Below are 18,954 nucleotides of genomic sequence, written 5' to 3'. Positions count from 1 at the left end.
CAGATGTCATGGCGAAACCGCCGGTTCTAACGAACCAGCAGAGCTTCGCGCTTAATCTTCTTTTGGAGCTGCAGGATGCCGTACAGCAGAGCCTCTGCGGTTGGAGGGCAACCGGGAACGTAGATATCGACAGGAACGATCCGGTCACAGCCGCGCACAACCGAATAGGAATAGTGATAGTAACCGCCGCCGTTCGCGCAGGACCCCATGGAGATCACCCAGCGGGGCTCCGCCATCTGGTCGTAGACCTTGCGCAGCGCAGGCGCCATTTTGTTGGTCAGGGTGCCGGCAACGATCATCACGTCGGATTGACGCGGCGAAGGCCGGAAAACGATACCGAAACGGTCCATGTCATAGCGGCTGCAGGCCGTGTGCATCATTTCGACTGCACAGCATGCCAGACCGAAAGACATGGGCCAGAGCGAGCCGGTCTGGGCCCAGGCCGCCAGTTTGTCCAGCTGCGCGACGACAAATCCCTTTTCGGAGATCTCATCGGTCACGGCCGAGAGCAGTTTGTCCTGCTGCGGCCCCGGAGGAACTGGCGCGCCGGTCTCTAAGGAACTCATTCTCTTACTCCCACTCCAAGGCACCTTTTTTCCACTCGTAGATAAATCCGATGGTCAGGATGCCCAGGAAGATGACCATCGACCAAAAACCAAATAGGCCGATATCCCCGAGCGACACCGCCCAGGGGAATAAAAACGCAACTTCCAGGTCAAAAATAATGAAGAGAATGGCCACGAGGTAAAATCTGACGTCGAATTTACTGCGCGCGTCGTCAAAGGCCTCAAAGCCGCATTCATAAGCAGAGATCTTTTCCGAGTCGGGCCGCTGGCGTCCGACAATGTAAGAGGCCACCACCATGATGCCGGCGAGTCCTACGGCAATTCCGATAAACATCAGAATCGGCAGGTATTCCGCTAACAGGCCATCCATTCGATTTTATCTCCAACAAAACGCGCCAACCTCTCGACGCTTTGGTGCAGTAACAATGCCGCCCGTTCCGGACTTGTTATCGCCATAGACACCAGGATCTCTGTGTCGTCAGCCACACTGCGGCAAGGAGTGCCGTGAATTCGCCGCAATATACGGCCAAGACCGGCCCGGGAAAAGCATCAAACGCAACAGGATTGCAGCCAGCCGACTTTTTTTGCTGCAGCGCGAAAAAACCCACAATATATCCGCTCCCCGTCCCGGATTCCGGGCAGCCGACACTGACCCGGATCATCTGCCCTAATTTCCTAACAATTCATTGTTTTTTTGATAAATTTTACGGGATTTGAGCCTGTGACAGGGGCATTGGCTCTGCTTCGAGACCGTACAAGACCGTAGGACGCAACCGCAATATGAAACGCTTCGTCCGAACCCAACCGTTGATCCAATTCCCGAAGAATTGATGCGACTCGAGTCCGCCCCGAGCCGTTTGTTACCGCGCAGGCGATTTTGCTCTCCTGCAGCGACAACCGCAGTGAGATATCTGCGGAGCAACAGCGATAAAGATTTTGAGAAAAAAGTGGCGGGAGTGACGGGACTCGAACCCGCGGCCTCCGGCGTGACAGGCCGGCGCTCTAACCAACTGAGCTACACCCCCTTTTGAAAGGGTCCCGCCGTAACGGGCAGCGGTGATGTACTCCCTCCCCCAGCAGGTGTCAAGCGCTGGCCACCGGCTTTTTTCGTTTTCGTCACAAAAGCTTCCAATGCGGCCAGAACAGGCGATCCCAAACGGCGGGCGCAGCGGGCCCAAACTCGTGTGACTTAAGTCTGAAAGACAAACGGAATTTCGCTGCTGGGCAAGCCGCCCCGTCAGGCGCGCGCTTCATTCCCTGCATGGAGGTTTGCAAGCCGACGCGCATTCCCAGGATGTGATTTCGATTCGCGACCGAAGTCAAATGGCGAGAGGTATCGCTTCCCCCGCCGCGCAAAGTGGGGCCGGAGTCCGGATGCCGGAGTCCAGATGCAAGACTCAAGATGCAAGACTCACGATACCGGGCACCGATTGCCCGGCAATCATCCAGGTGCCTGCGTGGCCCGAAGAGCCTGATGACGGGACGAGTGCCGGATACACGGGGACACAGGGCTTGACGAGACCGTTTGGACATTGCGCAGCCCAAAACAGCAGCGCCCGCCCTTCCGCGCACCAGAAGGCCCGGATGCGTATAGCAGTTCTTTGAGAGGGAGAGGGCCTGGATTGCTGAAGGGCCATCCAGCAATCTGGGCCAAGCAAGCCGCTTATGAGCTACAAGATACTCAGCTCGGAGGGGTGTGGCGGCTTTGGATGTCTGGTGGGCGATGACAGGCTCGAACTGCCGACCCTCTCGGTGTAAACGAGATGCTCTACCAACTGAGCTAATCGCCCAACGACATCAGTGCTTCTTGGCGCTTCTATACGGGATCATTCCGGTGGAAACAACGAAGAAAACACAAAAACAAAGTCAGAAGTCCGGCTGAAGACGCATCGTTCGTGGCAACGTCAGTGTCGACGTTCTTGCGGGCAGAAACGCTCGCCGGCCGTCCTGACGAAAGTCAAAACGGCCGGCGCCCTCAGCGCGAATCTTTTCTGAGTTAGTTAACGGCGTCCTTGAGACCTTTACCAGCCTTGAACTTCGGCTGCTTGGACGCAGGAATCTTGATTTTTTCGCCGGTGCGTGGGTTGCGGCCTTCAGAAGCTGCGCGCTGTGCTACGGAAAAAGTTCCGAAGCCGACGAGGCGAACTTCGTCGCCAGACTTCAAAGAAGAAGTGATTGCGTCGAAGACGGCATCAACAGCTTTGGTGCTGTCTGCCTTGGACAGTTCTGAGTTCTCTGCAACTACGGCAACCAGATCGTTTTTGTTCACGTTAGTACCCCCTCCAAATGTCGGGATTTAGGAAATAGAAATGGGAAAAACCACTCTGAGGAGGTCGGAGTGTAAGCTGGTAAAACCCCCAACGTCAATCGAAGAAACGCGAGAAAACCTAGGGATTGAGAGGCTTTTTTTAGTTAATTTGCCTCTCACCCTAGCGCGCGTTCGGGATCAAAGTTAGTGGGTAATGACTCCGCTCCGGCCATCGTCGTTCCCTGCCCCGCGTGCTGCGTCAACTTCGGCAGGTTCGACCCATTCAATGGCTGTCAATTTGTTGACAAGTGCGTGTTCCAGCACTTCATCAACATTAGAAGTTGGAATGATTTCAAGGCCTTGCTTCACATTGTCAGGAATGTCGGCAAGATCTTTCTCATTTTCCTGCGGAATCAGCACGGTCTTGATGTTCCCGCGCAGGGCCGCAAGCAGCTTTTCCTTGAGGCCGCCAATGGGAAGCACGCGTCCGCGCAGGGTCACTTCGCCGGTCATCGCCAAATCGCTGCGAATCGGATTTTCCGTGAGCACCGACACAATCGCCGTGACCATTGCAATACCAGCTGACGGTCCGTCTTTCGGAGTCGCGCCCTCGGGAACATGGACGTGAATGTCCTTGCGCTCGAAGACGGTCGGCTTGATGCCATACTCGATCGAGCGGCTTTTGACGTAGTACTCCGCCGCCTGGATCGATTCCTTCATCACTTCGCCGAGCTTACCGGTGGAAGACACCTTGCCTTTACCGGGAACCGTGACCGCCTCGATCGACAGCAACTCGCCACCGACTTCGGTCCAGGCCAGACCGGTCGAGACACCGACGTGATCCTCCTTCTCTGCGGCACCGAAACGATAACGCGGCACACCGGCGTATTTGTCCAGGGTCTCCGGGTTGACTTCGACCGTCGTGGATTCGCCGAGGGCGATTTCCTTGACCGCTTTACGTACCAGGTTCGCGATTTCACGCTCGAGATTACGAACACCGGCTTCGCGGGTATAAAGCTGGATCAGGCTGCGCAGGGCTTCGTCCGTGATCGACCACTCTTCTTCTTTGACGCCGTGGTCTTTCATCTGCTTGGGAATCAGGTAGCGGACAGCGATCTGAACCTTCTCGTCTTCGGTGTATCCGGGGATCCGGATCACTTCCATACGGTCAAGCAGCGGCTGCGGCATGCGCAACGTATTCGCGGTCGTGACGAACATCACATCGGAGAGGTCGTAATCGACTTCGAGGTAATGGTCGTTGAATGAGTTGTTCTGCTCGGGATCCAAGACCTCAAGTAAGGCCGACGACGGATCGCCGCGCCAGTCGGCACCGAGCTTATCGATCTCATCAAGCAGGAAAAGCGGATTGGATGACTTCGCCTTTTTCATGCTCTGAATGACCTTGCCCGGCATGGACCCGATATAGGTCCGGCGGTGACCGCGGACTTCGGCTTCATCGCGGACGCCGCCCAGGCTCATGCGCACGAAATTCCGGCCGGTTGCCTTGGCGATCGACTTGCCCAACGAGGTTTTACCCACGCCTGGCGGGCCGACCAGACAGAGAATCGGACCTTTGATCTTCTGCATCCGCTGCTGGACCGCAAGGTATTCGATGATGCGTTCCTTGACCTTTTCCAGACCGTAGTGGTCCTCGTCCAGCACAGCGTTGGCATGCACGATATCTTTTTTGACCTTGGTCCGCTTTTTCCAGGGGATCGACACGATCCAATCCAGATAGTTGCGCACGACCGTCGCTTCGGCCGACATCGGGCTCATGTTGCGAAGCTTCTTCAACTCGGCAACGGCCTTCTCGCGCGCTTCCTTGGTCAGCTTGGTCTTGGCGATTTTCTCTTCCAGTTCGGCCAGTTCATCGCGGCCGTCCTCGCCCTCGCCCAATTCCTTCTGAATCGCTTTGAGCTGCTCATTGAGATAGTACTCGCGCTGAGTCTTCTCCATCTGGCGCTTGACGCGATTGCGGATCCGCTTCTCGACCTGGAGAACGCCTATCTCGCTTTCCATGAAAGCATAGACCTTTTCCAAACGGTCGCTCACGCCCTCGCTCTCGAGCAGTTCCTGCTTCTCAGAGATTTTCAGGGTCAGGTGCGATGCAATGGTATCTGCCAGCTTGCTTGGCTCATCGATCTGATTGATCGAAACCAGCACCTCCGGCGGAATCTTCTTGTTCAGCTTGATGTATTGCTCGAACTGCGAGACGACCGTGCGCGCCAGGGCGTCGAGCTCGCGATCCTCGCCCGTATCGTCGTCCATGGTCTCGGCATAGGCCTGGAAGAAATCTTCCGAATCGGCAAATTTCGCAATCTTGGCCCGCTGTCCGCCCTCGACCAGCACCTTGACGGTCCCGTCAGGCAGTTTCAACAGCTGCAACACAGTACCGACCGTACCCACAGAATAGATATCTGCAGGGGTCGGGTCGTCCTGAGCGGCATTTTTCTGAGTTACAAGCAGGATCTGCTTGTCGTCCTTCATGACGTCTTCCAGCGCCCGCACCGACTTTTCGCGACCGACGAATAGCGGCACAATCATGTGCGGAAACACTACTATGTCGCGTAACGGGAGGACTGGATAGAGATTGCCGCGTGGAATTTCCAACATATTTCCTCTTTAATCTTGCGACGGCCCGATATGAGCGGGCCGATATCCGGGTTGCCTTGCGCTGACCCGGCTGACGCCTAGAGATTTGATGGCTAAAACCGTAATCTTCAAGGGCGGGGCCGCTTTTTGAAAGTCAGCTCCCCCTAGGCGTGATCACTGCAAAAAACACGAGAAAACCTCGTTATGCACTGCTTTCTACGTCGTCGCGTCGATCTGTGTAGATGTAGAGTGGCTGAGAACGGCCTTCGACGACCTCGCCGCTGATGACCATTTCCTCAACCCCTTCAAGGCTCGGCAGGTCAAACATCGGCTCCAGAAGAATGCCTTCCATGATGGAACGAAGACCGCGTGCACCGGTTTTGCGCTTGATCGCCTTCGCCGCGATTGCCCTGAGAGCATCGTCCGCGAACTGCAGGCTGATATCCTCCATCTCGAAGAGACGCTGGTACTGTTTCACCAGCGCATTCTTCGGCTGGGTCAGAATTTCGACCAGCGCGTCGTCGTCCAGATCTTCCAGAGTGGCAACGACAGGAAGACGCCCGACGAACTCGGGAATCAAGCCGAATTTCAGAAGATCTTCAGGCTCGACCTCTTTCAGCACATCTCCTGTGGTACGCTCTTCCGGGCTGCGCACGTCGGCACCAAAGCCGATTGACGATCCTTTGCCCCGGCCCGCGATCAGTTTATCCAGGCCGGCGAACGCACCACCGCAGATAAACAGGATGTTCGTGGTATCGACCTGCAGGAACTCCTGCTGGGGATGCTTGCGTCCCCCCTGAGGCGGAACCGAAGCCACGGTGCCTTCCATGATCTTCAGCAATGCCTGCTGAACGCCCTCACCCGAAACGTCCCGTGTGATCGAGGGATTATCGGATTTGCGGCTGATTTTATCGACTTCGTCAATGTAGACGATGCCGCGCTGGGCCCGCTCGACATTGTAGTCGGCCGCCTGCAGCAGCTTCAGGATAATGTTTTCAACATCTTCACCCACATAGCCCGCTTCGGTCAGGGTCGTCGCATCGGCCATGGTGAAGGGCACGTCCAGAATGCGCGCCAGGGTCTGCGCAAGCAGAGTCTTGCCGCAACCGGTCGGACCGATCAGGAGGATATTGGACTTGGCCAACTCGACGTCAGCCGATTTGGTGTCATGAGCAAGACGCTTGTAGTGGTTGTGCACCGCCACAGACAGCACGCGCTTTGCGTGGGCCTGCCCAATGACGTAGTCGTCAAGGACCGTGCAGATGTCGCGTGGAGTCGGCACACCGTCACTGGATTTAACCAGCGTCGTCTTGTGCTCTTCACGGATGATATCCATGCAAAGCTCGACACATTCATCGCAAATAAAGACCGTCGGTCCGGCGATGAGTTTTCGAACTTCATGTTGGCTCTTTCCGCAGAAAGAACAATAAAGTGTATTTTTCGAGTCGCTACCGCTCGACTTTGTCATGGCTGTTACGCCTCGAAGCTCGATTCAATTACAAATCATGTTAGACAGACGTCCCACCAGCGCACAATGACAAATTTATCATTTTTAATCGCTGGATTAGCCCATCAGTCACAAGACCAACCTGTGGTTGATCGCTCGAAATAGTATAATCCCGAGCGTTCAACATATCCTTAACACTGTAGAGATGGCGTCTGCAAAACGCACCTTCAAGCCAGTGCGGCGTCAACTATTTGCCAGCGCCTGAGTCGCCGTCACCGGCGCTCGAGTCGGGACGGCTCTCGACAACCTGGTCAATCAGGCCGAAATCCTTGGCTTCTTCGGCACTCATAAAGTTGTCCCGTTCCATGGCTTCTTCGATCTTGGCCACCGTCTGCCCCGTGTGCTGAGCATAGAGCTCATTGAGCCGGGCACGGGTCTTGATGATCTCGCGGGCATGGATCTCGATGTCCGTGGCCTGCCCCTGGAAACCGCCTGAAGGCTGGTGGACCATAACTTTGGCATTCGGCAGTGCGAAACGTTTCTCGGGAGCGCCGGCCATCAGCAGCAGCGAGCCAGCGGACGAGGCCTGGCCGATACAGACGGTGGAAACCGGCGGCCGGATGTACTGCATGGTATCGTACATGGCGAGGCCGGCTGTTACGACACCGCCCGGCGAGTTAATATAGAAAGAGATGTCTTTGGTTGGGTTTTCCGATTCGAGGTACAGGAGCTGAGCGCAAATCAGGCTCGCCACACCATCGTGGACCGGCCCGGTCAAAAAGATAATCCGCTCCTTGAGAAGGCGCGAATAGATGTCGTAGGCGCGCTCGCCCCGGCTGGTCTGCTCGACCACCATAGGCACCAGGGTGTTCATTACAATATCGCGTGGGTCACTCATTCCTGCCACCTAAGTCTTGTCATTTATCCGACGTACGAACCGTCCAAACGAGGTCCGAACGGGATCTTATCGGCGTTCGAATCGCCGCCCCGTTCGGATCTCTCAAAACGCATCGCAACGTCATATAGGCCGGATCGCACAATTAACCAAGACAGGATCACCGAGCAATCCTTAAGGTTCCGCTATTCCTTCGCGGTTTTCTTGGATTTAGCGCTTTTTGTCGCCTTCTTCGCAGGAGCCTTGGCTTCGGCTTTATCGTCGGATTTAGCCGCCGCCTTTTTAGCAGGCGTTTTCTTGGCCGGCTTTTTCTTTGCCGCCGGCTTGGATTCGGCGGCTTCGGCAGCTTCCGATTCGGCCTCGAATTCCTTGCGCAGCTCATCCGGCGTCAATTCACGTTCGGTGACCTTGGCAAGGTCCGTGATGAAGTCGATGACCTTGTCCTCGAAGATTGGTGCCCGCAGGTTGCCCAGAGCTTCGGGGGTGTTCTTGTAATATTCCAGCACCTGCTGCTCCTGGCCCGGATAATTCTGGGCCTCGGCGAAGAGCGCGCGGTTCACCTCTTCCTGGGTCACGTCGATGTTGTTGCTGCTGCCGACTTCAGAGAGCAGCAGACCAAGACGGACACGGCGTTCCGAGATCGCCCGGTACTCGACCTTCAACTCTTCATCGTCTTTACCGGCATCTTCATCATCGAGCTCACCCTTCTGGCGCTCTTCCTCGACCTGCTTCCAGATGCCCTCGAACTCGACGTCAACCATGCCCGCGGGCACGGCAAAGTCATGGCCGTCCGCAAGCTTGTCGAGCAGTTCCCGCTTCAGGCGCGAGCGGGCGACCTTGGCGTATTCACCCTCGATCTGCTCGCGCACCCGCGACTTCAGCCCCTCGAGGTTCTCCGCGCCCAAAGACTCCGCAAGTTTGTCGTCGATCTCCGCCGGCACAGACTCTTCAATCGCCTTGACCTTAACCTCGAAGATGGCTTCCCGGCCCGCGAGCTTGTCGTTGCCGTAAGCGTCCGGGAAGGTCACTTTGACTTCTACGTCGTCGTCGGCATTCACGCCGACGAGTTGATCTTCAAAGCCCGGGATGAACTGATTGGATCCGAGCTCAAGGTGATGATCGTCGGCCGCCATGCCGGGCAGAGCCTCGCCATCGACCGTCCCTTTAAAGTCGATCACGACCACATCCCCCGATTTTGACTTACGGGCTTTGGCCAGCGGCTTTGACGTCTTGTGAGATTCGGCAATGCGTTCCAGAGCCTCGTCCACTTCCTGGTCAGGCACCTGCACCTTGACGCGCTCGACTTCCAGGGTCGCAAAGTCCATCGGTGTGACGTCTGGAAGCAGCTCGACGGACATGGTGTATTCGAGATCCTTGCCTTCGTCGAACGAAGTCACCTCGATCTTCGGCTGCATCGCAGGGCGAAGGCTGCGCTCGCTCAGAGTCTGGCTCGAGCTGTCGGCGACGGCCTTTTCCAGCACTTCGCCCAGCACCGACTTACCGAAACGTTGCTTGAGAAGCGACATCGGGACTTTACCGGGCCGAAAGCCCGGCAGATTCACCTGCCCGCTGAGCTCCTCGAGACGTCCGTCGATCTTCTCGTCAATTTCCGTAGCGGGGATTACAACTGTAAACTCGCGCTTTAGCTCTTCGGCTAGTGTTTCCGTAACCTGCATTGGCGGCTCGGCCTCTCTCGCGTCTTCCTCGTCATCCGCGGCTCACACCGGCGTGAAGGCCGGCGGGCGGATCAACAACTGTTCATTCAAAAGGTTCGATTCCGCCGGTAGATTGGGAATCATACAGCCGGCACCGAACCGCGAAGCATCCTCAACCGCAGGCAGGCGGTTGGATCTGTCAGGAAAGAAGCATGGTATGCAGGTCTTCGATCGGCCCGGCAAGCCTTGCTTTATCTTTCCCGTTCGATCGCGTGGTGCGGGCGGAGGGACTTGAACCCCCACGGATCTCTCCGCTGGTACCTAAAACCAGTGCGTCTACCAATTCCGCCACGCCCGCGAGACGCGCGAACGCGCCGGTGTATAACATCGGCGCGCCGGGTGCAACAGGCTCAGGGCAAGGAAACGCCTTGAAGCCTTCATTTGCCCTTTTTGCATCAGATTTTCGGGAAAAAGCCCAAGAAACGTCGCGGATCGGTGATCGCGCGGTCAGAACACTTTGGAAGCGGATGGCAGGATAACTGGTGACCGATGAACGGCGCAGTCGCACCCGATGTTTCCAGAAACGAGAAAACTCACTCAGGTGGCGGGAACAGGCTCGTTATAACGGTTGGCGAAGGTCTCGAGACCCAGGGTCCGCATTTCGGCAAAACTTGAAATAGTGCCGCCTGCGACAACCAGGTTGTATTTAACGTGCTGGATGCCCATTGCATCAGGTCCGACTTCGATGACCTCGGCGGTCTCGACGACCTGACTCGGCAGACGGCAGCGAAAGACGGCTCCCGCCTTCACTTCCGGTCGCGCCCGGTCAATTCTGAACCACTGTCCCATCCTGAGTCACAATCACGTTGTTGCCGATCTACTTGGCCGGTGTCAGAGTTTATAGAAAAACTCTTTTATCACTTTCGCACTAGAGTTGTTAAACTTGAGTTAAAAGAGAAGCTAAATGCCATCTGCCTTTGGTTTTTCTACATTAATCGGCTTTCGAGGGCAGGATAAAAAGCCATCAGAGCACGCGAGCCAAAAGCCTTAACACTCTGTATTCATAGCGCTTTTTAATAATGCAGCGGATTTGAAAAAAATTTGCATTAACCCTAGCCTCGCGACTGGGAAAAGCCGTCAAAAACGCGCAAAAAGCGAATTCAACGCCCCCGGAACAGCCTCGGGCAGGTCTTCCGAGATCAATCCAACTCCCAATCGGCTCCCTAATTCACCATGCAGCCAGACGGCTGCGGCGGCGGCCTCGAAGGGCGGCATCGCCTGCGCCAAGAGTCCCGTGATCAGGCCGGCAAGAACGTCGCCTGATCCGGCAGTTGCCAGGTGTGCCGGTGCATTGGCATTGATGATTGCAGCCCCGTCAGGAGCCGCAATCACGCTATCGCTACCCTTTAAAACCACGATTGCGCCGCTGCGCTCAGCCGCCGCCCGCGCCCGAGTGAGCCTGTCCCCTTTGATATCGGGAAAAAGCTGGCCGAACTCTCCATCATGGGGCGTCAGCACCACATTGGAGCCTATCGCTTTGAAAAGGTTCTCGGGATCCGGTCCAAAGACACCCAGGGCGTCGGCATCCAGCACCGTGGCCCGCTGCCGCCGCAGGATCGTGAGGACGTGGTCACGCAGCTCCGGCCCAAGTCCGAAGCCAGGACCGATCAAAACAGCATTCTTGCGCGGATCGCGCAGAAGGTTCTCAGCATCCTGCAGTGACTCGCTGGCCAGCGTAATCACACTGGCGGACGAGAGTGCGTAAATCTGCAGCGCCTTCGGTGCGGCCGCGACCGATACCAGACCCGCACCGATACGCAGCGCGGCCCGCGCCGCCAGCCGGGCCGCCCCCGTCATCTCACTCCCGCCGAAAACCAACGCATGTCCGGCGGTATATTTGTGACTGCCCGACGTCCGGCGCGGAAAGCGGCCGTGCCAAACTGACGGACTATTCAGATGACAGGCAATCTTCAGGCCCGCCAGGACATCATCCGGAATCCCGATATCGGCCACGACCAGTTCTCCGGCCGCATCCCGGCCAGGCAACAGCTTGTGCCCGATTTTTGGACGAAAGAAGGTCACGGTGAGCTTGGCTTTGAGCGAGAGATCTCCCAACTCGGTTCCGCTGTCCCCGGAGATCCCGCTGGGAACATCGACGGCCACCACCTCGGCGGCCCCCTCCTCCACCGCGCGGTTCACGGCGCGCACCACCATGGCCGCGCGTCCCTCGAGAGGCCGCGACAGGCCGGCGCCAAAGACCGCATCAATGATCAGGGCTTTGCCGTCGACCAGCAGAGGGTCAAAACTACTGACCGGCCCCTGCCAGCCCTTCGCATGGACGGCAGCGTCTCCGGTCAGACGCGAGACCTCGCCGAGCAGCGCCAACTCCACAGCCCAGCCCGCGGCCTTCAGAAGCCGGGCCACGACGAAACCGTCACCTCCGTTGTTGCCCGGACCGCAGAGCACCAGAACCGGGCAAGGGCTCCAGCGCGCGACGATGGCATCGAAGATTGCCTGACCGGCGTTCTCCATCAGCGTCGTGCCGGAAATGCCCGCCGCCATTGCAGCGGCGTCGGCCTTGTACATCTGGGAAACGCTGATCAACTCGGAATGATGCGCCTTCACCTTATCCTCACCTCTATCCACCAAGGATAAACCTGAGAGGTCTTATATAAAAATCAGGAACTTGTACCAGACTTCAAGCTTGCGACCTGAGCATCGGCGGCGTCACGAAGCAAAATCGTATCGGCACCCGGCACAATGATGTCATAGCCGGCTTCTCTCAGTTCCTGCGTACTTCGTCCGGGCGTCGGAATGGCACCAAGCAGCTTACCGGCCGCCTTCGCAGCCTGCTCGACCCGTGTAATGGCCTTCATGACCTCGGGATGATCGACCTCGCCAACGTACCCCATATCCGACGAGAGGTCGGCGGGACCGACGAACAGCATGTCCACTCCCTCGACCCGCGCGATCTCCTCGACGGCCTCGACCGCCTGTGCCGACTCGATCTGGCAGATCACCACAACATCGCGGTTGGCGGCTTCCACATAGTCCCAGCAGTCCCGGCCATAGCGGGCTGCCCGGACAATCGCCGCCGCCATGCCGCGCTTGCCGGCCGGCGGGTAGCGGCAGGAAGCGACGGCGCGCCGCGCATCCTCGACGCTGTCGACCGCCGGGATCATGACCCCGTCGAAGCCGACGTCCAGCACCCGCTTGATCCAGCTGTCGTCGTTCTTGGGCACCCGGCAGATGCCGTGACATCCGCTGCCCGCGGCGACCTGCAGCTGGAGCGCGGCATCCATCACCGACCCCGGCCCATGCTCCAGATCGACCAGCAGGAAATCATAACCGGCCTGAACGACCACCTCGGTGGCAAACGCGGAGTAAAGTTCGATCCAGCAGCCGAACAGCGGCGCGCCGGTTTCAATGTCAGATTTCAGACCAGTCATTTTGTCCCCAAGGCCACGAATTTCATCATACTGCAGAAGTTTCACACGCTATTGCGAAGCATCAAGAACATCGTATTTTCAATACGCTAGATTGGAAAACGCTCCTAGCGCACCAATGTCGCGCAGAAGGCGTCGGCATTGATTTCGCGAATCCTCGCGCAGATTTCCGTTGCCTCGGCGCTGGAAGAGGCCGCTACCACGAGACGGTAGAACGCCGGCTCCGCGCTCTGCCCGCCTGGCATGAGAGTCAGATCCTGGCCATCGAGGACGGCCGCATAGTCCGTCTCGGCTTCACGGAGCAGATCCATGGCCTGCTGCTCGTCCGGCGCGGAGAGAAGCCACAGAAACGTGCCACTTCCTTGTGTGTTAGCGGTTTGTGCGGCGGTCGTGCCCGGAACAGCCGTTTCAGCTGCGGGTGTTTTTGGGGCAGGTGTTTTTGAGACCGGCTTCTCAGGGAGGGTCGCAACCTGGCTTCCCGCGGGCGGAGGTGCCGGAGGCACGACGGGAGCCGTTCCAGAGGCAGAAGCGGCCGGTCGTGCGCCGGTCCCAGCCTCAGGCCGGATCAATCTGGATTCAAGCTGGAACCCCTGGCCACCGCTCTCCGAGCTGCCGCCTGCGGCTGCGCGCGCCTGGGAAGGCGCTGTTCCTTTGGTCACCAGGCTCGTCCCGCGATCTTCCTGTGCAGCTTGGGCCGCACTCTGTGTCTGGTTCGAGGCCTGGCTCGAGGCTTGACCGGAGGCAGATTGCGGCTTTTGCCGGGCGGCTTCTGCGACAGGATCGGGCGCGTTTGCGGCGACGATCCCCTGATCCTCCAGGCGTTTCGCCTGCACCTGGGCGTCCTTGTGCCCTTTCTTCGCGGCACGCTGATACCAACTCAACGCCCTGCGGTCATCCTGCGGCAAAGCCAGTCCCAGCCGGTGCATCTGGCCGAGCGCGAACTGGGCTTCGCCGACACCCGCGTCAGCGGCCAGGTGGAACCAGACGGCGGCCTCGACCTGATCCTGACCGACACCATCGCCACGGAAGTAAGCCAGGCCAAGATTGTACTGCGCCATGGGGTTGCTGGCATTGGCCGAGCGGCTCCAGAGCTGCGAAGCGCGCGTCGGATCGCGCGGCACGCCCCGTCCCTGGGCATACATCAGGCCAAGATTGTTCTGTGCGGCCGCCATGTCCTGCTGCGCCGCCAGGGCGTACCAGCGCGCGGCCGCCTCGAAATCCGGTGCGCCGTTTGCGCCGGTCTCGTAAAGCTTGCCCAGACTGTATTGCGCGACGGCATCTCCGGCTTCAGCGAGCGGAGTCCAGATCTTTTCAGCCTCCGCGTTCCGTCCGGCTTTGTAGGCGGCCAGTCCGTCCTCAACGCTCGCTTGGCTTGCGGATCTCTCGCTGGTCGGCGTCTCGCTGGTCGGCGTCTCGCTGGTTGACTGTGCGAGCAACGGTTGAGCAGGCAGTCCCGCAACCGACACGAAAGCGACAAGGACACAAAGGGAGAATGGCCCAAGAACCGAACGCCGAAGAACCGAACGCTCGAGAACCGGGAGCATCAAAATCGGACGCGGGAGAACCGGGCGCATTGCACTACAACCTTGTTCGAGCCCCGAGCGGGACAGGGTCTAAGGGTTTTCGACTCGCTGGGTCAAAAACGACGACACAGCAAGACGATAACGAACGGCATAGAGCGCGGCAAGCAACGCTTGATTTGGTTAATGCGCGAAAAATGAGGCCCTTGCGCATGGCACGCGCGCAGGATTGAGGTGGGATTGGAATTTCAGGGAATATTGGGGTGGCTAACGGGACTTGAACCCGCGACCTCCGGTACCACAAACCGGCGCTCTAACCAACTGAGCTACAGCCACCATCACCTGGAGCGGACAGAAGCAGGACTGTTCGCTGCAGGATGGCGTTGTTTATACTCTGCGCCCGGACGCCGTCAAGCACCATGGTGAGACTTATGGCGAGACCGGCGGCGGGACTCACGGCGGGACTTGTCGAGCGTCAGCTCCCGGTCGTAGTCTGCGCCGCAATAGAGCGAGTTTCGACCCCCTCCCGTCATCCCGGAGTACAACATGTCTACGTCCGTTTCGGCCCCCGTCCCCGTCGCCGCCATGCAAAGGCTCGGCACCGAGAGCGCCTTCGAAGTTCTGGCACGTGCCAAGGCCCTGGAAGCGAGTGGCAAATCGGTGATCAACCTGGGTATCGGACAACCCGACTTTCAGACTCCGGATCACATTGTCGAGGCCGGGATCAAAGCCCTGCGCGACGGCCATCATGGCTACACGCCCGCAAACGGGATCCCTGAGCTGCGCGAGGCTGTCGCCATGGACATCGACCGCCGCCTGGGGCTTCAGGTCGATCCCGGTCATGTGGTGGTGGTCCCCGGCGGCAAGGTCACGATGTTCTTCGCGATCATGATGTTCGGCGACCCAAGCACGGAAATCCTCTACCCTAACCCCGGGTTCCCGATCTATGAGTCGGCGATCAACTTCAGCGGCGCCAAAGCCGTCCCGATCCCTCTACTCGAGGAAAACGGCTTCTCCTTTTCGGCGCAGGATGTGCTCTCCAGGATCACGCCGGCGACCCGGCTGCTGATCCTCAACAGTCCGGCAAACCCGACCGGCGGCGTGACGCCCAAAGCGGAAATGGACAAACTGGTGGCGGGCCTGAGCGACCATCCGCATGTCACCATCCTCTCGGACGAGATTTACAGCCAGCTTCTCTACGACGGACGCGAGCATGTGAGCCTGTTGTCCTATCCCGAGATCCGCGACCGACTGATCATGCTGGATGGCTGGAGCAAAACCTACGCCATGACCGGCTGGCGCCTGGGTTACGCGGTTTGGCCCGAAAAGCTCGTCGACCTGGCGACCCGCCTGGCAATCAACAGCCACTCCTGCGTCAATGCCTCGGCGCAATACGCGGGCATCGCGGCGCTGGAGGGGCCGCAGGACGCAGTCGACGAAATGCGCGAAGCCTTCGATGCGCGGCGCCGCGTCGTCGTCGAAGGGCTGAACAAGCTGCCGAAAATCTCCTGCGTGGAACCCGGCGGTGCCTTCTATGCCTTTCCCAACATTCAGGCGACCGGAAAGTCCGCGAAAGAGCTGGAGACCGCCCTGCTGGAGGAAGCCGGGGTGGCCGCGATCGCGGGTACAAGCTTTGGCCGAAACGGTGAGGGCTACCTCCGCCTCTCCTACGCCAACTCGACCGAGAACATTCTGGAAGCGCTCGCGCGCATGGAAGGATGGCTGAACCAGAACCTGTGATGGTCCGGCGTCCGAGGCCTCAAACCATCGCAAGTCCCTAACTGCACAGAAAATGCGCTGAAATTTGCCTATTTTTTGGTCTTATTGTTTGTTTTTTGTGCATTTAAGCGTATGGATAGAGAAGAATTTTCTGCTTCCCACAAGCAAATCTCTCACATCAACCCTTCCGGCAAAGTTGGCACGCGGTGTGCTAGTGCGGGCTTAAGGTTTTCTTAAGAGATCCGGCAAATCAGCGAAAGGCCTGTAACCCGAGATGAAAAAGATCGAAGCGATCATCAAGCCCTTTAAACTCGACGAAGTGAAGGAAGCCCTGCACGAAGTCGGCATCAAAGGGATCACCGTCACCGAGGCAAAAGGTTTCGGGCGCCAGAAAGGCCACACGGAACTATACCGCGGCGCTGAGTACGTTGTCGATTTCCTGCCCAAGGTCAAGGTGGAGGTCGTTCTGGAAGACGGACTTGTCGAACGCGCTGTCGAGGCGATACAGCAGGCGGCCCAGACCGGCCGCATCGGCGACGGCAAGATTTTCGTCAGCACGATCGATGAATCCATTCGGATCCGAACCGGAGAACGCGGCCCCGACGCCGTTTGACGCAGCTGGGGATGGATGGCTGCAGGCTTTCCATCCTGGACACACAGGGTGTAATGGCAGAAACCGGGTTTCTGCTTTTTAGAGTTTTATCAACAACAACAACCAAACGGGAATCGTGAGTATGTCTGACCCGAAAACAATCCTCGATATGATCAAAGAAAACGATGTGAAATACATCGACTACCGCTTCACGGATCCCCGCGGAAAGTGGCAGCATCTGGCCATGTATCATGAAGCTGTTGGCGAAGATGAACTGGTCGACGGCATCATGTTCGACGGCTCGTCGATCGCCGGCTGGAAAGCCATCAACGAATCCGACATGATCCTGAAGCCCGATCTCTCAACCGCGGTCATGGATCCCTTTGCCGCGCAGCCTCAGCTGATTCTCTTCTGCAACATCGTCGAACCCTCGACTGGCGAACTCTATAGCCGCGACCCGCGTTCGACCGCCGTGCGCGCGGAAGCCTACGTTCAGTCCTCGGGTATCGGTGACACCGCCTACTTCGGACCGGAAGCCGAGTTCTTCGTCTTCGACAACGTCCGTTACGCGACCGAATCCCACGAGACCTTCTTCTCGTTCGATTCCGAAGAAGGCCCTTACATGACCGGCGAACATATGGACGGCGGCAACATGGGTCACCGTCCGGCGGTCAAGGGCGGCTACTTCCCGGTTCCTCCCGTGGACTCCGGCACCGATCTGCGCGCCGAGATGGTCACGGTCATGGCCGAGATGGGCATCACGGTCGAAAAGCACCATCACGAGGTCGCCCCTTCGCAGCATGAACTCGGCGTTAAGTTCAACACCCTGGTCAAGGCAGCGGACGAACTGCAGAAGTACAAGTATGTCGTTCACAACGTGGCGCACAGCTACGGCAAGACGGCAACTTTCATGCCGAAGCCGGTTGCGGGCGACAACGGTTCGGGCATGCACACGCACCAGTCCGTCTGGAAAGAAGGCAAGCCGACTTTCGCTGGCGACGGTTACGCCGGCCTCTCGGAGACCTGCCTCTACTACATCGGCGGTATCATCAAGCACGCCAAGGCGCTCAACGCCTTCACCAACCCCTCGACCAACAGCTTCAAGCGGCTGATCCCAGGTTTCGAGGCGCCGGTCCTGCTGGCCTACTCGGCCCGGAACCGTTCGGCTTCCTGCCGGATTCCCTACGGCGCGAGCCCGGCCGCCAAGCGCGTCGAGGTCCGCTTCCCGGATCCGACCGCCAACCCTTACCTGGCCTTCTCCGCCATGCTGATGGCCGGCCTGGACGGCATCAAGAACAAGATCCACCCGGGCGAGGCCATGGACAAGGATCTCTACGATCTGCCGCCTGAGGAACTGGCCGAGGTCCCGACTGTTTGCGGATCTCTGCGTGAAGCTCTGGAAGCTCTGGAAGCCGATCACGACTTCCTGCTGGCCGGCGACGTCTTCTCGAAAGACCAGATCGCAGCCTACGCCGAACTCAAGTGGGAAGAGGTCTACAAATTCGAGCACATGCCGCACCCGGTCGAGTTCGAAATGTACTACTCGGTCTAATCACCGCGCGAAGGATCGGGCATTCGCAATGAGTGCCTGATCTGCAGACTAGAAAGCCGAGGCAATCGCCTCGGCTTTTTTCTTTTGTGCACTAAGAAAAGGACTTGGCGCGACTGTACGTTACCCAAGCTGCTGCGCGGTTGCCTCGACCCCCGGGTCGGTCCCTTCCGCGAGGATGGAGTTCATCAGCTGGAAACACTCGCGCAAACCCTGGGCAGGGCCGGGTTCTCCGGCCGGTGACGACTTCAGAACCTCCTCGATCCGCATGGCAATCAATGTAATCGAAGGAAAACCAAAGGAATCGCCCATCCCTTTCAAGTCGTGATTGGCCCGCGCCACAGCGTCGAGGGCGTCTTCGCCCCGCTCGGCAACAAACTCTTCAAATGCATTGATGGACAGATCGAGACGCTCCTGCGCAGAAGCCAAGAAGGAATCCCGCAATTTCGCCTGGATCTGCGCCTCTATAGCGCTCACATCGCGATCCATTTTCAGTACTCCGCCGACGTAAAACTATGGGCGGAAACACCGCGGTCGCCCTGACGTTTCCGCTTCCCCCGGAAAGTACCGCAGGCGAACTATCCTTGATCAGAGGTTAAGGTTTGCTTTCGATGCAGAGAACTTTCAATAGAGAGAATTTTCGATAAAGGGAATTTGAAAACCGAAGCGTTCTGGAACGTCTGTTGGTGTGCTGATGAGTCTTGCACGAAGAAAGAGCGGCCCAC

The 18,954-nt window shown here is 58.2% G+C and carries 15 protein-coding genes and 4 tRNA genes; 3 read left to right on the top strand and 16 right to left on the bottom strand.

The features are described 5' to 3' along the window. Positions 1-26: 26 nt before the first annotated feature. The 15 genes from FKG95_RS15620 to FKG95_RS15550 all read right to left on the bottom strand — a co-directional run bounded on the left by FKG95_RS15620 (position 27) and on the right by FKG95_RS15550 (position 14,705). Positions 27-566: a NuoB/complex I 20 kDa subunit family protein gene (locus FKG95_RS15620; protein WP_142897321.1), complete on the bottom strand. Its 540-nt coding sequence runs from the start codon at positions 564-566 to the stop codon at positions 27-29. Between the two features lie 4 nt (positions 567-570). Beyond that, positions 571-936, bottom strand: coding sequence for an NADH-quinone oxidoreductase subunit A (locus FKG95_RS15615; RefSeq protein WP_142897320.1), 366 nt, complete (start codon positions 934-936; stop codon positions 571-573). 578 nt (positions 937-1,514) lie between these two features. Further along, positions 1,515-1,591 (bottom strand) — tRNA-Asp (locus tag FKG95_RS15610). Positions 1,592-2,280: 689 nt separating this feature from the next. Further along, positions 2,281-2,356: transfer RNA gene (locus tag FKG95_RS15605), tRNA-Val, on the bottom strand. Between the two features lie 206 nt (positions 2,357-2,562). Next, positions 2,563-2,835, bottom strand: a complete 273-nt coding sequence (locus tag FKG95_RS15600) for an HU family DNA-binding protein (RefSeq protein WP_142897319.1) — start codon at positions 2,833-2,835, stop codon at positions 2,563-2,565. Between the two features lie 183 nt (positions 2,836-3,018). Beyond that, entirely contained in the window at positions 3,019-5,427 is a 2,409-nt protein-coding gene (gene lon, locus FKG95_RS15595; RefSeq protein WP_142897318.1) for an endopeptidase La, read from the bottom strand. Positions 5,428-5,608: 181 nt separating this feature from the next. Further along, positions 5,609-6,874 (bottom strand): ATP-dependent Clp protease ATP-binding subunit ClpX, encoded by a 1,266-nt coding sequence (gene clpX / locus FKG95_RS15590; protein WP_142897317.1) that lies wholly within the window; start codon positions 6,872-6,874, stop codon positions 5,609-5,611. Positions 6,875-7,100: 226 nt separating this feature from the next. Then, positions 7,101-7,751, bottom strand: a complete 651-nt coding sequence (locus FKG95_RS15585) for an ATP-dependent Clp protease proteolytic subunit (RefSeq protein ID WP_142897316.1) — start codon at positions 7,749-7,751, stop codon at positions 7,101-7,103. A gap of 182 nt (positions 7,752-7,933) precedes the next feature. Then, on the bottom strand, positions 7,934-9,424 hold the full coding sequence (gene tig, locus FKG95_RS15580; protein WP_142897315.1) for a trigger factor: 1,491 nt from the start codon (positions 9,422-9,424) through the stop codon (positions 7,934-7,936). A 252-nt stretch (positions 9,425-9,676) separates the two neighbouring features. Next, a tRNA-Leu gene (locus FKG95_RS15575) sits at positions 9,677-9,761 on the bottom strand. Between the two features lie 239 nt (positions 9,762-10,000). Continuing rightward, positions 10,001-10,252, bottom strand: a complete 252-nt coding sequence (locus tag FKG95_RS15570; RefSeq protein ID WP_142897314.1) for a hypothetical protein — start codon at positions 10,250-10,252, stop codon at positions 10,001-10,003. A 288-nt stretch (positions 10,253-10,540) separates the two neighbouring features. After that, a complete protein-coding gene (locus FKG95_RS15565; RefSeq protein ID WP_281281468.1) occupies positions 10,541-12,028 on the bottom strand; it encodes an NAD(P)H-hydrate dehydratase in 1,488 nt (495 codons plus the stop codon). Between the two features lie 53 nt (positions 12,029-12,081). After that, the gene (locus FKG95_RS15560; RefSeq protein WP_142897313.1) at positions 12,082-12,852 is read right to left on the bottom strand and encodes an HpcH/HpaI aldolase family protein; all 771 of its coding nucleotides are present in this window, start codon (positions 12,850-12,852) and stop codon (positions 12,082-12,084) included. 104 nt (positions 12,853-12,956) lie between these two features. Further along, a complete protein-coding gene (locus FKG95_RS15555; protein WP_179954118.1) occupies positions 12,957-14,285 on the bottom strand; it encodes a tetratricopeptide repeat protein in 1,329 nt (442 codons plus the stop codon). Between the two features lie 343 nt (positions 14,286-14,628). Further along, a tRNA-His gene (locus tag FKG95_RS15550) sits at positions 14,629-14,705 on the bottom strand. Positions 14,706-14,915: 210 nt separating this feature from the next. Here FKG95_RS15550 and FKG95_RS15545 point away from each other — a divergent pair. The 3 genes from FKG95_RS15545 (at position 14,916) to glnA (ending at position 18,232) form a co-directional block, all read left to right on the top strand. Further along, on the top strand, positions 14,916-16,109 hold the full coding sequence (locus FKG95_RS15545; RefSeq protein ID WP_218940216.1) for a pyridoxal phosphate-dependent aminotransferase: 1,194 nt from the start codon (positions 14,916-14,918) through the stop codon (positions 16,107-16,109). Positions 16,110-16,362: 253 nt separating this feature from the next. After that, entirely contained in the window at positions 16,363-16,701 is a 339-nt protein-coding gene (locus tag FKG95_RS15540) for a P-II family nitrogen regulator (protein WP_142897311.1), read from the top strand. 121 nt (positions 16,702-16,822) lie between these two features. After that, positions 16,823-18,232, top strand: a complete 1,410-nt coding sequence (gene glnA, locus FKG95_RS15535) for a type I glutamate--ammonia ligase (protein ID WP_142897310.1) — start codon at positions 16,823-16,825, stop codon at positions 18,230-18,232. A 120-nt stretch (positions 18,233-18,352) separates the two neighbouring features. On the opposite strand, the gene FKG95_RS15530 is transcribed toward glnA, so the two are convergent. After that, on the bottom strand, positions 18,353-18,718 hold the full coding sequence (locus FKG95_RS15530) for an Hpt domain-containing protein (protein WP_142897309.1): 366 nt from the start codon (positions 18,716-18,718) through the stop codon (positions 18,353-18,355). Between the last annotated feature and the right edge of the window lie 236 nt (positions 18,719-18,954).

This window comes from Denitrobaculum tricleocarpae (assembly GCF_007004665.1).
GTDB lineage: Bacteria > Pseudomonadota > Alphaproteobacteria > Kiloniellales > Kiloniellaceae > Denitrobaculum > Denitrobaculum tricleocarpae.
Note: the sequence above shows the minus strand (reverse complement) of the source record. Positions and strands in the feature narration are given on the sequence as shown.

Coding starts and splice junctions, on each gene's coding strand:
- FKG95_RS15620 (WP_142897321.1), bottom strand. CDS start 566: ATGAGTTCCTTAGAGACCGGCGCGCCAGTTCCTCCGGGGCCGCAGCAG.
- FKG95_RS15615 (WP_142897320.1), bottom strand. CDS start 936: ATGGATGGCCTGTTAGCGGAATACCTGCCGATTCTGATGTTTATCGGA.
- lon (WP_142897318.1), bottom strand. CDS start 5,427: ATGTTGGAAATTCCACGCGGCAATCTCTATCCAGTCCTCCCGTTACGC.
- clpX (WP_142897317.1), bottom strand. CDS start 6,874: ATGACAAAGTCGAGCGGTAGCGACTCGAAAAATACACTTTATTGTTCT.
- FKG95_RS15585 (WP_142897316.1), bottom strand. CDS start 7,751: ATGAGTGACCCACGCGATATTGTAATGAACACCCTGGTGCCTATGGTG.
- tig (WP_142897315.1), bottom strand. CDS start 9,424: ATGCAGGTTACGGAAACACTAGCCGAAGAGCTAAAGCGCGAGTTTACA.
- FKG95_RS15570 (WP_142897314.1), bottom strand. CDS start 10,252: ATGGGACAGTGGTTCAGAATTGACCGGGCGCGACCGGAAGTGAAGGCG.
- FKG95_RS15560 (WP_142897313.1), bottom strand. CDS start 12,852: ATGACTGGTCTGAAATCTGACATTGAAACCGGCGCGCCGCTGTTCGGC.
- FKG95_RS15545 (WP_218940216.1), top strand. CDS start 14,916: ATGTCTACGTCCGTTTCGGCCCCCGTCCCCGTCGCCGCCATGCAAAGG.
- FKG95_RS15540 (WP_142897311.1), top strand. CDS start 16,363: ATGAAAAAGATCGAAGCGATCATCAAGCCCTTTAAACTCGACGAAGTG.
- glnA (WP_142897310.1), top strand. CDS start 16,823: ATGTCTGACCCGAAAACAATCCTCGATATGATCAAAGAAAACGATGTG.
- FKG95_RS15530 (WP_142897309.1), bottom strand. CDS start 18,718: ATGGATCGCGATGTGAGCGCTATAGAGGCGCAGATCCAGGCGAAATTG.